Source organism: Caulobacter sp. (assembly GCF_035254145.1).
In the GTDB taxonomy this organism is placed as follows: domain Bacteria; phylum Pseudomonadota; class Alphaproteobacteria; order Caulobacterales; family Caulobacteraceae; genus Caulobacter.
On the sequence record NZ_DATFAV010000115.1, the window covers coordinates 1 to 13,443 of the forward strand.

The window sequence follows — 13,443 nt, forward strand, 5'->3', positions numbered from 1 at the left end:
GCCGAGCCGATGCCGCCGGCCGCGCCGAGCAACAGGACCCGGCGCTCGGACAGCGCCCTGCTCAGAACGGCTTGTCGCCGGCGACCGTCACCCGATAGCCGGTGCGCGTGTCGGGAAAATAGTCCCAGATCGCCTGATGCCAGGTGCAACGGTTGTCCCAGAAGGCGACCGAGTCCGGACGCCAGCGGAAGCGCACCTGGAAGTCAGGATTGCTGGCGTGCTGGTAGAGATAGCCCAGGATCGCCGCGCTCTCGGCCTTCGACACGCCCTCGATGTGGGTCGTGTAGGACGGGTTGACGAACAGGCTCTTGCGCCCGGTGACCGGGTGGGTGCGAACGATCGGGTGGGTCGAGCAATTGTACTTCCGGTCGATGTCCGGGAAGATCGCCTTGTAGACCGGATTGGCGTCGTGGACGGCGACAAGGCCTTCCAGATACGCCTTCATCTTGTCGGACAGCGTCTCATAGGCCCAGTACATGCTGGCGAAGCAGGTGTCCCCGCCATCGTCGGGCAGGACCTTCATGTAGAGGATGCTGCCCAGCGGCGGTTCGGGATCGCAGGTCAGGTCGGAGTGCCAGTTCTCCCCGGCCACGAACTTGGAATTGGCGTCGGCGTGGATGGCCACGATCTCGGGGTGATCGGGCAGTCCCGGCACGCCGGAATGTATGGCCAAGCTTCCGAACTTGCGGCCCAATTCCTTGTGCGCCTCATGCGACATGTCCTGGTCGCGGAAGAAGATCACCTGGTGCTGCAGCAGCGCCTGATGCACCTCCTCGAACTGTCGGTTGCTCAGGGGCTTGCCCAGGTCGACTCCGAAGATCTCCGCGCCGATCCGGCGGGTCATGGGCTTCACGTCGAGCACGTCGTAGGCCATGCGAAACTCCATTAGGTATTGAGGAAGCCGCCGCGCACATAGACGAGCGGCGTCTTGGCTTCGTCGGTCACGACCCGCAGGACACGGCCGAGCAGGATCTCGTGGTCGCCGCCATCGTGGGCGGCGTGCAGATCGCACTCGACCGAGGCGACACATCCGGCGAGCAAGGGCGCGCCGCACACGCCCGCCTCCACGGCCGTCAGGGCGAAGCGGTCGTCGGCCCCGCTCTTGGCGAAGCGGTAGGCCAGGTCGCCCTGCTCCCGCGCCAGGATGTTGACGCAGAAGGTTCCGGCCTGGCTCAGCGTCGCCAGCGTCCGGCTGTCGCGCTTGAGGCACACCATGACCAGAGGCGGGTCCATCGAGACCGAGCTGAAGGCGCTGACCGTCGTGCCGACCAGGCGGCCTTCATGACAGGCGGTGACGACCGTAACTCCAGCGGCGAAGCTGCCCATGGCCTTGCGGAAATCCGCCAGCTCGGGCGCGTGGGATCGAGACGCCACGCTCATCATTCGTTTCCGAACGGGTTGTCGGGATAGACCGCCGAAGCGGGACGACCGGCGCTTTCTCCGTCGGTCGCGCGCCCACAGACGGCCAGGGCGGTCAACGCGTAGATCAGGGCGCTGTCCACCAGGTCCTTCGGCGTCGGTCGCCAACGGCGGAAGCCGGTGGTGATCGCCGGAATTCGCTGCATGTTGAAGACGTTGTGGTCACGCCACATGCTGGAATAGACCGGATTGGCCAGGGCGACGGGATGGCCCAGACCCAGCTGGGTCGCCTTGTCCACCGCGCTGACCAAGGGGGCTACCTCCGCCGCGTCGGCCTCGAAGCCATGACGCACCACGACCGGCTCGATGTCGATGCGGCCGAGGCCCGCTTCGCGGACCATGGCCTCCAGCGAGTGCTGGATGTCGGCCACCCGCTGCTTCGGATTCAGGCCCACCTCTAGATAGAGGTTCACCAGTTCGGTCCCCGCGCCGAACGCATAGGGAATCCCGCCGCGCACCGACGCGATCTGCGACTTGGGTTGGGCGACCCCGCCGGGGCTGTCGTAGCGGCTCTTCTTCTCGTACGCGCCGCTCCAGGCGTGGATGGCGTCGGTCAACCGGCCTAGCTTGTAGATCGGGTTGGGATGCTGGGCCGAACTCGCCGGATGCTCCAGCAGCGGCGTGAAGACGCCCTCCCCCCAGACCTGGAACCGGAACACGGCATAGCCGCATCCCACCCAGGTCAGGCCGAAATCGCAGCCCTCGGCCGCGATGGCGTAGTCGGGCGCGACGCCGCCATGGTGGAACAGGTAATGGGCGCCGATATCCTTGCCCATGTAGGCCACGCCCCGGTGCTCCTCGATCGGTTCGGGACCGATCTCGCCGGGACAGGCGGTCAGGTACATCTTGCCGGCCAGCTCGTAGCCGGCCTTCTTCAGCGCCTTGGCGGCGATCAGAAAGCAGCTCATCGGCCCGCGGTCGTTGGCGATCGGGTAGCCGTAGAGCTTGCCGTCCTCCAGCCAGCACTTCTCCCACTCGGGATTGGCCAGGGTCTCGGGGCTGTACTTGTAGGCGTCGAGATCGGGGTTCCAGGTCGGCGCCTCGGTGTCGAGGTGAGCGGTGAACAGCAGGTTCTTGCCGACACCCTTGCCGCCGTGCGTGCCGATGATGTTCGGCCGCTCGGGCGTGGCTCCGACCTTGCGCGGCGAGAAGCCCTCGCGCGCCATCCAGTCGTAGACGTAGGTGGCCACCTCCAGCTCCTTGCCGGAGGGCGCCGGGATGTTGCCGAGAGTCAGGGCCAGCTCGACGATCTCGTTCTCGTCGATAGCCGCGGCGATCGCCGCGCGATCCGCTTCGGTCACGGCATAGGGCGCGGCCGCGTCCAGATTGGGAAATCCGTCAGCCATGTCAGGCGCTCCAGGCGGCCGCGATCTTGGCCGTGTCGGTCAGGATCGCGCTGTTCAATTCCATCACCTTCAGCGAGGCGGCGTGGATGTCGGCCTCGTAGGCGGCGCAGGCGTCGGCGGCGACGAACACGTGGTAGTCAAGGTTGAAGGCGTCACGGACGGTGCTGTCGACGCAGCACTCGGTGGTCAGTCCCGCCACCACCAGGGTGTCGACGCCCAAGGCCTTCAGACGCGCGTCTAGATCCGTGCCGACGAAGCCGCTGTAGCGCGTCTTCCGGACCACCCGTTCGCCCTCTAGAGGTTGCGGACCATAGAACGCCGAGCCTGGCCAGCCGGCGCGGCAGAGCGCGCTTTCGTTGTCCGGGTCGCCACCACGCCGCCGCATCCGTTCCTTCCACGTCGTGGAGTCGGTCTCAGGCGTGGTGAACAGGCCCACGAAGACCACGGGCGTTCCGGCGGTGCGAGCCGCGTCGACCAGGCGCTCGGCGGCGGCGACCGCCGGTTGGACCGCGGCCATGTCGACGTACGGGGCCAACGCCCCGTCCGGGGCGGCGAAGTCGACCTGGATGTCGATGATCAGTACGGCGGTTCGCGATGGCGCGATCCAGTCGGCCAGTCCTTCGACGACGCCCGAACTCGTCGTCATGGCGTTCACGAGAACACCGCCCGCAGCCCCGGCAGGATCTCGGAGCCAAACATGGTCAGCCCCTCGACGTAGTCGGGGAAGATCATCATCAGCCCGTCCAGCTCGCAGTAGCGTAGGAACTCCTCGATCTGGTCGCCGCAAGTCTTGGGCGAACCCACCACGGTGTGGGTCATGAACGCGCCCTGGGCCGCAGCCACGGTCGAGAGCTTCTCGGCCGGCACGCCCCAGCTCTCCAGCATGGCCAGGATCGCCCCCATGTCGGCGCCGCTTTTGTAATGCTCGACCTTGGCCTCGGCGTCGGCGTCGGTGTCGCCGTGGATCACGGTGCACATGGCGAAGGTCTTGATGCTCTTGCCCATGCCCTCGGCCGCCTTCTTGGCGCGCAGCGAGGCGTCGCGGCGCTCGTCGGGCGTGCGGCCGCCAATGAAGCAGACGTCGGCTTCCCGCACCGAGAACTGGAAGCCCCGGTCGGACATCCCCGCGCAGACGAGGTCCGGACGCGGCTTTGACAGCGGCTTGGGCTTGGACTGGCAGTCCTTCATCGTGAAGTACTTGCCTTGGAAGTCGACGCTGTCCTCCGACCACAGGCGCTTGACGATCGTGGTCCATTCCTCGGTCAGGGCGTAGCGGTCGTCATGGCTCAGGGCGTCGTCCCACGCGCCCATCTGGTCGAATTCGCCCTTGTAGGCGCCAGCCACGATGTTGAGGCCCGCGCGGCCGCCGCTGATGTGGTCCAGGGTGGCGATCATCTTGGCCGCCACCGCCGGGTTCTGCAGCAGCGGATGGATGGTGGCCCAGATCTTCACGTTCTTGGTGGCCTCGGCGATGCCGGCCATCATGGTCACCGACTCCAGGGCCGTGCCCCAGTGGTCGGTCTCGCCGCCGAAACCGCGGAACTTGCCCATCGACATCACGAAATCCATGCCGACCTCGTCGGCCTTGACCGCGGCCGCGCGGTTTTGGGCGTAGAGGCCATCCAGGGTCGGCGTGGTCTTGGAGATGATCCAGCCGCCGTTGGCGACCGGCAGGAAAACCCCGAAGTGCTTGTGCTGGGAAGGACGGTGGAACATGAGCTTCTCTCCTGGACCCTGGAATACTAGGCGGCGTCGCGCAGCAGGACGGGCGCGGGGGACGGAACGGGCGCGACGGTGGTCTCTTCAACGATCTTACGCGGCGGGCGCATGAACAACGCGGCCACGAAAATCACGCCGATCACGGCGGCGAACGCCTGGAAAGTCGGGGCGAAGCCGCCCAGCCGATCACGCATGAAGCCTCCAATGAAGGGGCCCAGAGCCGAGACCGCGCCGACCAGACAGACCATCGAGAAGAGCTCCAGATTGTTCTTCCGGCCATAGTAGTTCAGCAGCAGGATGCTGACGGCGAGCACGGTCATGCCAAAGCCTACGCCGACGCCAAGCGCGAAGATGACCATCATCGGCCAAGTCGTCGCGTTGGCGAGAACCAGGAGCCCGACCGCCATCATGCCCTGGGCGCCGGCCAACAGCCAGCGCGGGTCGATGCGGTCGCCCAGCAGCCCGCCGCTCATCCGGGCCACGACCTGCATCAGCGACTCCAGACTTAAGGCCGCCACCGCGACGGTGGACGCCACGCCCATCTCGCCAAAGTGGCTGGGCGCCAGACTGACGGCGGTCACCCCGCCCAGCAGGTGCGCGAAATAGGCGGCAACGATCACGTAGAACTGCGGCGTGCGGATCGCCTCTTTCACGGTCCAGTCGACCTGGGTGCGATAGACGCGAGCATTGGCGGGCTGGGAGGCGGCCTCTTCGGCCACGGCCTTGTCGGTCTCGACCGCCGCGCGCTCGAGCCACGCCTTGCCGCCGACGAGCACGGCGGCGAGCACGCCGACCACCGCCGAGGCGATCGCCTGCCAGATCCAGTACGGCCGCCAGGCGCCGCCGGCGATCTCCATCCCGGCCAGAGCCATCCAGGGCCCCGCGACGCCGCCCAGGGAGCCGATCGTGAAATAGATTCCGAACGGCAAGGCGCGCTTCTTGAACAGCATGGACAGCAGGTGGGTGCCGGGGATCAGCGCCATCATCTGATAGCCGACGCCGAGCAGCGCCGTGCCGGTCAGATAGACCGCCAGCCCATGGGCCAGCGCCAGGCAGGCGAAACCGGCGATCATCACCGCCGACCCGACGATGATCGTCGCCCTCACGCCGACCTTGCGGATCAGCAAGGCCGGCAGCCAGGACGAGCCGCCGCAGAAGGCGCCCAGCAAGGTGAAGCCCAGGAACGCCGAAGCGAAGCTCCAGTGCTGGTCCTTGATCATGGCCGGCAGGACCACGCCCAGCGACGAGAACGTCGAGGCGGTGATCAGGAACAACAACAGAGAGAGCGCGCCCAGAAGGGTCCAGGAACGCCATTGGATCGTCGACATCGCCATCGAGCCTCCATGCAAGCTCGCGACGCGTCCCTCGCGGGGCGCGCCGCGCGGGGAACTAGAACTTCCGAGACAGGGTCACGCGCCACTCGCGGCCCTTGCTGGGCAGCGCGCCAAGGTTGGCGTAGCTGTCGGCGTCGGGCGTGAAGTAGAGCTTGTCGAACAGGTTATCGACGTTGAGCGTCGCCGTGTACGGACCCAATTCGTAATAGACGCTGCCACTGGCGACCGCGTAGGCGGGATAGGTCACGGCGTTCTGCACGGTGCCCGAGGTCTTGGTCACGTGAGTGACGCCGAGAGTCGCGCCGACCTTGCCCCAGTCGTGGTCGTCGCTGGTGTAGGCCCCGTAGAGGCTGACCACCGACTTCGGGATCAGGGTGTAGTCGTAGTCGCCGGTGCGACCAGGCAGGCTGTTGAACGCCCAGACGACATAGGTGCCGCCATAGGCCTGAGCCCCGGCCACGCCAGCGGTATAGGCGGGAATGTACTGGAACGAGGTGTCCGGGCCCTTCACCGTCGTGTGCTGGGTGTTGCCCGAGAAGGTGAAGCTGAGGTGCTCGCTGGCCAGCCAGCGGACTTCCAGCTCCACGCCCTTGGCGCGCGTGCCCTGGATGCTGATCGGCGGACCGTTGACCAGCTGGGTGCGGTTCTGCCGGTAGCCCGCCAACGAGCCGACCAGCGTGCCTTTCAGCAGTTGGAACTTGACGCCGGCCTCAGCCAGGTCGCTGTCCGACAGCCAAGCCCCGCTGGCGACCAGCCCCGGCGAGATGTCGCCCGCCTGGCTCATTTCCAGAGCCGAGGCCTTGGCGTAGCTGATGTACGGCATGACGCCGACCGGCGTTTTGTAGGTCAGGCTGGCCGTATAGGTCCCCTGCCCCTTGCCCGCCTTGCGCTCGCCCGTGACCGTGTAGCTGAGGAAACCCGTGTCGTTCGACTTGACGTCGTAGTCGTCATAGCGACCGCCCAGCATCAGGTTCAGGCGCTCGCCGACCATGACGTCGGTGGTGAAGAAGACGCCCTTCTGCTGCCACTTGCTTCGGTTGTCGTTCTCCCACTTCACGCCGTCGCTCGCGTTGAACGGGCTGCCGATGATGTCGGTAGCCGTCGCGCCGTAGGCGATGTCGCGGCGATCCAGCGCGATCAGGCCGCTGTTGTAGCTCTCGCGACGACGACCGTCGAAGCTGCGGTAGGAAGCGCCAATGAAGGATTTCGACGTGATGAGCCCGAGGTCGTAGGCGAAGTTGTAGGTGACCCGCGCTTCCCAGACCGAACTGTCGAACCAGGCCGGATAGCCGTAGCTGACAAAGCGCTTGTTCTCCTGATCGTCGTAGAAAAGCTGCGCCTTGATCGCGCTGTCGGGCGTCAGTTCCTTGGCCAGGTCGTAATAGAAGGTGTTGGTGCGGGTCTTCGAGAAGTCCGCCCCGCTGATATAGACCTGACGCGGGCTGAGCTTGGTCGTGCCGACGCCGACGTCCAGCGTGTGCAGGTCGTTGGTCGACGGGTAGCCGTAGTACGCCAGATAGGTCGCGACGCCGTACGGATAGAAGCCGATCTCGCCGGGCGTCAGGCGGCCGTTGCCGTCGGTGTCCTTCAGCGTGGTGTCACGGCCAGTGATGTAAGTCTGGTTGTCGATCAGGTTCTGCGTCAGGCGGTTCCAGCCCGGCGTCTGAACGTCGCCCTTCGAGTGGTAGAGCATGCCGCCAAAGGCCGTGCTCCAGCCGTTGCCCAGGTCGAAGTCCGCCGAGATCTCGCCGGTCTGCCGGCGCGGATAGATCCCCTTGTAGTAGCTATGGGAATCCTCGACCTCGCCATAGAGGTAGACCCCACCGGTGACGTCGCCAAAGTTGGCCGGCATGCCCAGCTGGGCGGTCGCGTTCTTCTTGTTGTACGAGCCGTAGGTCAGCGTCACTTCGCTCGTGGGCTCGGTCAGGTAGCCGCCTTCATTCCGGCCGGACTTCGGGATGAAGTTGAGCATGCCGCCCACCTTGCCCGAGCCGTAGATCGGCGTGGGCGGGCCGCGCACGACCTGGATCTGCTCGGCCGCGCCGATCGGCGTCGAATAGGTGCCGCGGTTCTCGATGCGCTTGAAGCCGCGGAAGTAGTTCTCGGCCAGGGTGCCGCGGATGTTCAGCGCGCCGGGCACGCCGTAGAAGCTGGCGGTGTAAGTCCCCGGTGAAACCGCCGTCAGGCCGTCGATCGTCTCGATGCCATAGCGCTGCAGGGTTACGTCACTGACGAAGCTGGCCGAGCGCGGCGTCTCCAGCAGCGGCTTGTCGATGCCGAAGACAGTGTTGCTAGGCTGCTTTTCCAGCAGACCTGCCTTGTCGCGCGCCTTGACCACGACCTCGTCGACCGTGTCGGTCGGCGGCGTATTCTCGTCGGCCCACGCGGCTTGCGTGAGCGCTAGTAGGACGAAGGCGGAACACCCCGCCATCAATCGTCGATGGTTCGACATGCGGTCCTCATGCGAGGCCGTCGCGCCCACCGCCTGCGGCGGTTATCCCCAAGGGCGACGCCTCGAGAGGATCATTGGTCCGTCTTGGTCGAAGGGGGCGGGGTCACAGCTGACATTTCACGGAAAATGTCGCGCCCGCATGGATGTTGGGCCGCCAAGACCCGAAAAATGCCGTCCCGTGATCAGGAAACTTGCTTCAGCGCGAACCACGAGGGCTCAAACGCGTCCAAGCGCCCAGCCGGCTAACGGCGGGCGCTGTGGAGAACGGTCGACATCACGCCGCCGACAGCGGTCGGCGGCGTGACGGCTGACGTGGCTAGAACTTGCGGCTGAAGCCGATCGACGACACCAGCGGGTCGAGGTCGACCTTGGCCTTCAGAGCGCCGCCGTTGATCTTGGCGTCGGTGCTGAAATAGACCTTCTTGATGTCGGCGTTCAGCAACCAGTCGCCCTTGAGCTTGACGTTGACGCCGGCTTGCAGGGCGTAGCCGAAGCCGTCGTCGACCTTCACGGTGAAGCCGTTCTTGTCCTTGCCGCTGTAGAACAGCATGTAGTTGATGCCAGCGCCGACATAGGGGCTGACGCGAGCGGCCGGCAGCGGGTGATACTGCAGGGTCACGACCGGCGGCAGAACCCAGGTCTTGTGGACCAGGACGTCGGTGGCGCCGCCTTGGGCGCGGATGTCATGTTCCGTCGTGCCCAGGATAGCTTCCACGGCGACCTTGTCGGTCAGGAAGTAGGTGAAGCCCAGCGTCGGCTTCACGTCGTCCTTGACGTGAGCCTTCAGGCCGGTGGCGGCGCCGGCGGCGGTCAGGATGGCCGCATCCTTGTCCGGCGCGACTTGGGTGATGCGCGCGTGGACGATGAAATCGCCCTTGGCGTTGGGCGAGAAGTCATCAGCATGCGCGACGCCGCCGACCAGAGCCGTCGCCGCGACGGCCGAAAGAATAAGCGTTTTCATCATCTATCCCCAGAAGTGGCGACTCTCTAATTTTCGTCGCGATGTTCATTTGCGGGATTTCGAAGCACTCGGCCTTGACCTCGATCAGTTTCCTAAAACTAGATCGCGCGTGAAAACCCTTCCCGCGTATCTGAGCGGTGATCGAAGACCTGGGCGGCCAGACGCATGAAGGGCCGGCCCGCCTCGGTGACCCGCACCATGCCGCCCTCGACCTCGACCAGGCCATCGGCGCGCAGTTCCGCCAGCTTGGGCAGGTCCTCGTCGAACACAGATGGCGGCACGCCGTGCCGTGCGGCGATCGCGACATAGTCCACGCGGAAATCGCACATCAGCCGTTCGATCACGTCGGCGCGCAGCCGGTCGTCGTCGGTCAGCTTGACGCCGCGCGCAACGGGCAGCCGCCCCTCGACGATGGCGTTTCGCCAGGCCATTTCGCTGGGCAGGTTCTGGACATACCCCCCCGGCAGACGACCGATCGACGAAGCGCCCAGGCCGATCAGCGTCGGATGCTGGTCGGTCGTGTAGCCCTGGAAGTTCCGGCGCAATGTCCCGGTCGCGACGCCCAAGGCCAGGTCGTCGTTCGGCAGGGCGAAATGGTCGAGGCCGATCGCGACATAGCCCGCCTTCACCAGGCGCTCGGCGGCGGCCTGGCTCTGCTCGAAGCGACCGTTGGCGTCCGCCAGGTCCTCTTCGCGGATCAGCTTCTGGTGCGAGCGGGCCCACGGCACGTGGGCGTAGCCGAACAAGGCGATGCGCTCGGGCCGCAGGGTCAGGACCTTGTCCAGGGTGGCGACGACGTCGGCGGTGGTCTGCTTGGGCAGGCCATACATCAGGTCGAGATTGATGGAGGCGACGCCGGCCTGACGCAGCCAGTGCGTGGCGCGGGCGACCACCTCGAACGGTTCGACGCGGTTCACCGCCTCCTGAACGTGAGGGGCCAGATCCTGCACGCCCAGGCTGGCGCGCGTCAGGCCGTGGAAGGCCGCGGCCTTGACCCATTCTTCGGTCAGGACGGCCGGGTCGAGCTCGGCGGAGATTTCGACGCCCGGCGCGAACGGAAACACATGGCGCAGGGCGCCAAACAGCCGGACGAGGTCATCGCGCGAGAGCATGTTCGGCGTGCCGCCGCCCAGATGCACGGCGCCGGCCTTGATGCGGCCGGGCAAACGGGCCTCGACCAAGGCGAGTTCGTCGACCAGCCGCTCGATATATTCGCTGATCAGCGCCTGCTTCTTCACCACCCGGGTGTTGCAACCGCAGTACCAGCACAGGCGATCACAGAAAGGGATATGGGCGTAGAGCGAGACGGGCTCGCGCGGGTCCAGAGCCGCCAGCCAATCGCCATAGACCTCGGAGTCGACTTCGTTGGAGAACTGCAGCGCCGTGGGATAGCTGGTATAGCGCGGCGCGCGGCTGTCATAGCGCGCCAGCAGCTGGTGGCGGTCTTCGGCGGAAATCTTGGCGGTGGCGGCGGTCATGCGTCTCTCCTCACGCGCCAAACTGGTCCGCCCTAGCCGCCTCCGCCGTGATTTGGATCAATCCCGGTCGGCGGGCGGCTTGTCGTCGAGGTGATCGTAGAGAATGCGGGCGGCGTCGCCCTTGGGATCGTCGTACTGACCCGACCGCATGGTCCAGAAGAAGGCGAGCAGCCCGATCGCGCCCAGGCCGATCGAGGCGGGCGCGAGGAAAAGGACGATGTTCATCGACGTCTCCAGGAAACGCGAGGACGGGCGGCGTTCAGCAGCACGACCATCGAGGAGCCTGACATCGCCAGGGCCGCGATGAAGGGATTGATGAGACCAGCCATCGCCGCGGGGGTGGCGATGACATTGTAGAGCGCCGAAAATCCGAAGTTTTCAAGCGCCCGACGACGAGCCTCGCGAGCCGTCTCGATCGCTTCGACGACCGCGTCCAGGCCCTCGCCCGTAAAGACGAGGTCCGCGGCGTTCTGGGCGGCGTCGACGGCGGCGCCCGGCGCCATGGAGGCGTGAGCCTTGGCCAGGGCCGCCGCGTCGTTGAGGCCGTCGCCGACCATCAGGACCTTGCGGCCCTCGGCCTTGAACTGGTCGATGGTGGCGGCCTTGTCGAACGGCGTCAGGCCGGCCCGCCATTGGGGAACGTCCACGGCGCGCGCGATTTCACCGACGGGTCCGGCCAGATCGCCGGACAGGATCTCGACGGACAGACCCAGGCGACGCAGCCGGGCGATGGTCTGTGCCGCGTCAGCCCGAGGCTGGTCCTCGAAGGTGAAACGAATCTTCACGTCGTTCTCGAAGCCGAACCATAGTTCGGTCTCGCGCGCGTCGCCGCCCGTCACGCCAACGAAGCCGGCGCGGCCCAGCCGCGCGCGGCGCCCGTCGATCATTCCTTCGACGCCTTGCCCAGGCGTTTCGACGCAGTCCTCCGCCACCGGGCCCACGCCAGCTTCAGCGGCCATGGACTTGGCCAGGGGGTGGCGCGAGGCGCGCGCCAGCGGCGCGGCCAGCGCCACCAGATGCGCCGGCGCGTCGATCAGGCGCGGCCGGCCCTCGGTGAGGACGCCGGTCTTGTCGAACACCACGTGATCGACCTCGGCCAGGCGCTCAAGGGCGGCCCCGGACTTCAGGAGAACGCCCTTGCGGAACAGTCGGCTGCTGGCGGCGATCTGGACGGCCGGAACGGCGAGGCCCAGGGCGCAGGGACAGGTGACGATCAGGACCGCGGCGGCGCGTAGCAGGGCCTCGCGCGGGCCCAGGCCTAGGGCCCAGCCGCCGACGAAGGTCAGCGCCGCGGCGCTGTGCACGACCGGCACGTACAGCGCCGCGGCCTTGTCCGCCAGCCGCACATAGGCCGAGCGCGTCTGGGCGCCGGCCTCCATGAGCCGGGCGATCGCGGCCAGGGTGGAATCCTCGCTTCGCGCCGTGGCGCTCATGACCAGGCGACCCGACAGATTCAGCGCGCCCGCATGGAGACGCGCGCCCACGCCGACCGGCGCCAGGGCGGTCTCGCCGGTGATCAGGGCGTTGTCGAGCTCGGATTGGCCGTTCACCACCGTGCCGTCGACCGGCACGCGGTCCCCCGGCGCGACGATGAGATAATCGCCGACCTTGACCTCGGCGACAGGAACGCCGTGCTCGACGCCGTCGACGAGGCGCGTGGCCACCGGGGTCTGCAGGGCCAGCAGGTCGCGCGCGGCCGAGCGGGCGTTGGCGCGCAGGCGGTGATCCAGATAACGACCGATCAGCAGCAGGAACAGCAGCGTCACCGCCGCGTCGAAATAGGCGTGCTTGCCGCCCAGGATCGTCTCCGAGAAGCTGACGATCAGGGTCAGGATGACGCCGATCGAAATCGGAACATCCATGTTGGCCTTGCCGCGTTTCAGCGAGGCCCAGGCCGAACGGAAGAACGGCCGGCCGGCGAACAGCGCGCAGGGCGTGGCGACGATCGCCGCCATCCAGTACATCAGGGTCAGGGTGGAGCTGTTCAACTCCTGCCCGAACAGGCCGGCCCAGGCGGGCACGGTGAACATCATGACGTTGCCGGCCCCAAAGCCGGCGACGCCGAGGGCGAGGGCCAGCTCCCGCCCTTCCTTGTCCTGGGCCGCGGCGGCTTCGCCGGGGTCGAACAGGCAGGCCCCATAACCCAGTCCCTCGACGGTCTCGACGACCGCTTCGGGATTGGCCTGGCGGCCTTCCAGCTGGACGGCCAGCTTGCCGGTGGTCAGATTCAGCCGAACCGTGTCCACGCCGGGAAGCTCGCGCACGGCCTTCTCGATCTTGTTGATGCAGCCGGCGCATCGCGCGCCGGTGACCAGCAGCTCCAGACGCCCCCGCCCCTCCTCGTCCCGGCGGACGAACGCCTCCAGATCACGATTGAGGGTCAGGCTCTGGCTCATCGAACCGGCTCCACCAAGCGGGTTTCGACCTCGAACAGGTCCTTGGCGTTGCGCGCGACGGCCCGCAGGTCCCAAGCGCCTTCCAACTTCGCGGCCGCCTCGTAGCGGCCACCGCCCAGCGAGCGGAAGTTCAGGGTCTGGCGTCCCGTTTCGGTGGCCGGACGCTCCAGGACGCCCGTCAGCGAAAGACCATCCAGCGGTTTGCCATCCCGATCGGCGATCTTGACGACGACCGACTTGCGCCCGGGCGTGTCCACGCTGGCCGACCAACCCAGCGCCGCCTCCCGTTGGCGCTGGGCCAGGGTGCGATTGAAGGCCAAGCCCGCTTCATAGGGGTT

At 66.8% G+C, this 13,443-nt stretch carries 12 protein-coding genes; all 12 read right to left on the reverse strand.

Annotated elements, in window-relative coordinates; genetic code table 11:
- Positions 1-61 precede the first annotated feature (61 nt).
- Positions 62-874, reverse strand: coding sequence for a TauD/TfdA dioxygenase family protein (locus tag VJ655_RS06560; protein ID WP_324110260.1), 813 nt, complete (start codon positions 872-874; stop codon positions 62-64).
- Positions 875-885: 11 nt separating this feature from the next.
- Positions 886-1,380: a flavin reductase family protein gene (locus VJ655_RS06565; protein WP_324110261.1), complete on the reverse strand. Its 495-nt coding sequence runs from the start codon at positions 1,378-1,380 to the stop codon at positions 886-888.
- Complete coding sequence (locus VJ655_RS06570) at positions 1,380-2,765, reverse strand: peptidase M20 (RefSeq protein WP_324110262.1); 1,386 nt, start codon at positions 2,763-2,765, stop codon at positions 1,380-1,382. The genes VJ655_RS06565 and VJ655_RS06570 overlap by 1 nt, the downstream gene beginning before the upstream one ends.
- Position 2,766: 1 nt before the next feature.
- Positions 2,767-3,411: a cysteine hydrolase gene (locus VJ655_RS06575; RefSeq protein WP_324110263.1), complete on the reverse strand. Its 645-nt coding sequence runs from the start codon at positions 3,409-3,411 to the stop codon at positions 2,767-2,769.
- Positions 3,412-3,416: 5 nt separating this feature from the next.
- Positions 3,417-4,481 carry an LLM class flavin-dependent oxidoreductase gene (locus VJ655_RS06580; RefSeq protein ID WP_324110264.1) on the reverse strand — a complete coding sequence of 355 codons (1,065 nt, stop codon included), beginning with the start codon at positions 4,479-4,481 and terminating at the stop codon, positions 3,417-3,419.
- 26 nt (positions 4,482-4,507) lie between these two features.
- Entirely contained in the window at positions 4,508-5,812 is a 1,305-nt protein-coding gene (locus VJ655_RS06585; RefSeq protein ID WP_324110271.1) for a CynX/NimT family MFS transporter, read from the reverse strand.
- A gap of 61 nt (positions 5,813-5,873) precedes the next feature.
- On the reverse strand, positions 5,874-8,270 hold the full coding sequence (locus VJ655_RS06590) for a TonB-dependent receptor (RefSeq protein WP_324110265.1): 2,397 nt from the start codon (positions 8,268-8,270) through the stop codon (positions 5,874-5,876).
- Between the two features lie 316 nt (positions 8,271-8,586).
- A complete protein-coding gene (locus tag VJ655_RS06595) occupies positions 8,587-9,231 on the reverse strand; it encodes an OmpW family outer membrane protein (protein WP_324110266.1) in 645 nt (214 codons plus the stop codon).
- Positions 9,232-9,329: 98 nt separating this feature from the next.
- Entirely contained in the window at positions 9,330-10,709 is a 1,380-nt protein-coding gene (hemN, locus tag VJ655_RS06600) for an oxygen-independent coproporphyrinogen III oxidase (protein WP_324110267.1), read from the reverse strand.
- A 57-nt stretch (positions 10,710-10,766) separates the two neighbouring features.
- The gene (gene ccoS / locus VJ655_RS06605) at positions 10,767-10,934 is read right to left on the reverse strand and encodes a cbb3-type cytochrome oxidase assembly protein CcoS (protein ID WP_324110268.1); all 168 of its coding nucleotides are present in this window, start codon (positions 10,932-10,934) and stop codon (positions 10,767-10,769) included.
- Positions 10,931-13,105, reverse strand: a complete 2,175-nt coding sequence (locus VJ655_RS06610; protein WP_324110269.1) for a heavy metal translocating P-type ATPase — start codon at positions 13,103-13,105, stop codon at positions 10,931-10,933. The genes ccoS and VJ655_RS06610 overlap by 4 nt, the downstream gene beginning before the upstream one ends.
- The coding region (locus VJ655_RS06615; protein WP_324110270.1) for a FixH family protein at positions 13,102-13,443 on the reverse strand (342 nt) is incomplete at its 5' end. The genes VJ655_RS06615 and VJ655_RS06610, both read right to left, overlap by 4 nt.

What these genes read in the sequence shown, in the direction of transcription:
- ccoS (WP_324110268.1), bottom strand. Translation starts at nt 10,934, where the DNA reads ATGAACATCGTCCTTTTCCTCGCGCCCGCCTCGATCGGCCTGGGCGCG.
- VJ655_RS06595 (WP_324110266.1), bottom strand. Translation starts at nt 9,231, where the DNA reads ATGAAAACGCTTATTCTTTCGGCCGTCGCGGCGACGGCTCTGGTCGGC.
- VJ655_RS06585 (WP_324110271.1), bottom strand. Translation starts at nt 5,812, where the DNA reads ATGTCGACGATCCAATGGCGTTCCTGGACCCTTCTGGGCGCGCTCTCT.
- hemN (WP_324110267.1), bottom strand. Translation starts at nt 10,709, where the DNA reads ATGACCGCCGCCACCGCCAAGATTTCCGCCGAAGACCGCCACCAGCTG.
- VJ655_RS06565 (WP_324110261.1), bottom strand. Translation starts at nt 1,380, where the DNA reads ATGAGCGTGGCGTCTCGATCCCACGCGCCCGAGCTGGCGGATTTCCGC.
- VJ655_RS06575 (WP_324110263.1), bottom strand. Translation starts at nt 3,411, where the DNA reads ATGACGACGAGTTCGGGCGTCGTCGAAGGACTGGCCGACTGGATCGCG.
- VJ655_RS06580 (WP_324110264.1), bottom strand. Translation starts at nt 4,481, where the DNA reads ATGTTCCACCGTCCTTCCCAGCACAAGCACTTCGGGGTTTTCCTGCCG.
- VJ655_RS06590 (WP_324110265.1), bottom strand. Translation starts at nt 8,270, where the DNA reads ATGTCGAACCATCGACGATTGATGGCGGGGTGTTCCGCCTTCGTCCTA.
- VJ655_RS06570 (WP_324110262.1), bottom strand. Translation starts at nt 2,765, where the DNA reads ATGGCTGACGGATTTCCCAATCTGGACGCGGCCGCGCCCTATGCCGTG.
- VJ655_RS06610 (WP_324110269.1), bottom strand. Translation starts at nt 13,105, where the DNA reads ATGAGCCAGAGCCTGACCCTCAATCGTGATCTGGAGGCGTTCGTCCGC.
- VJ655_RS06560 (WP_324110260.1), bottom strand. Translation starts at nt 874, where the DNA reads ATGGCCTACGACGTGCTCGACGTGAAGCCCATGACCCGCCGGATCGGC.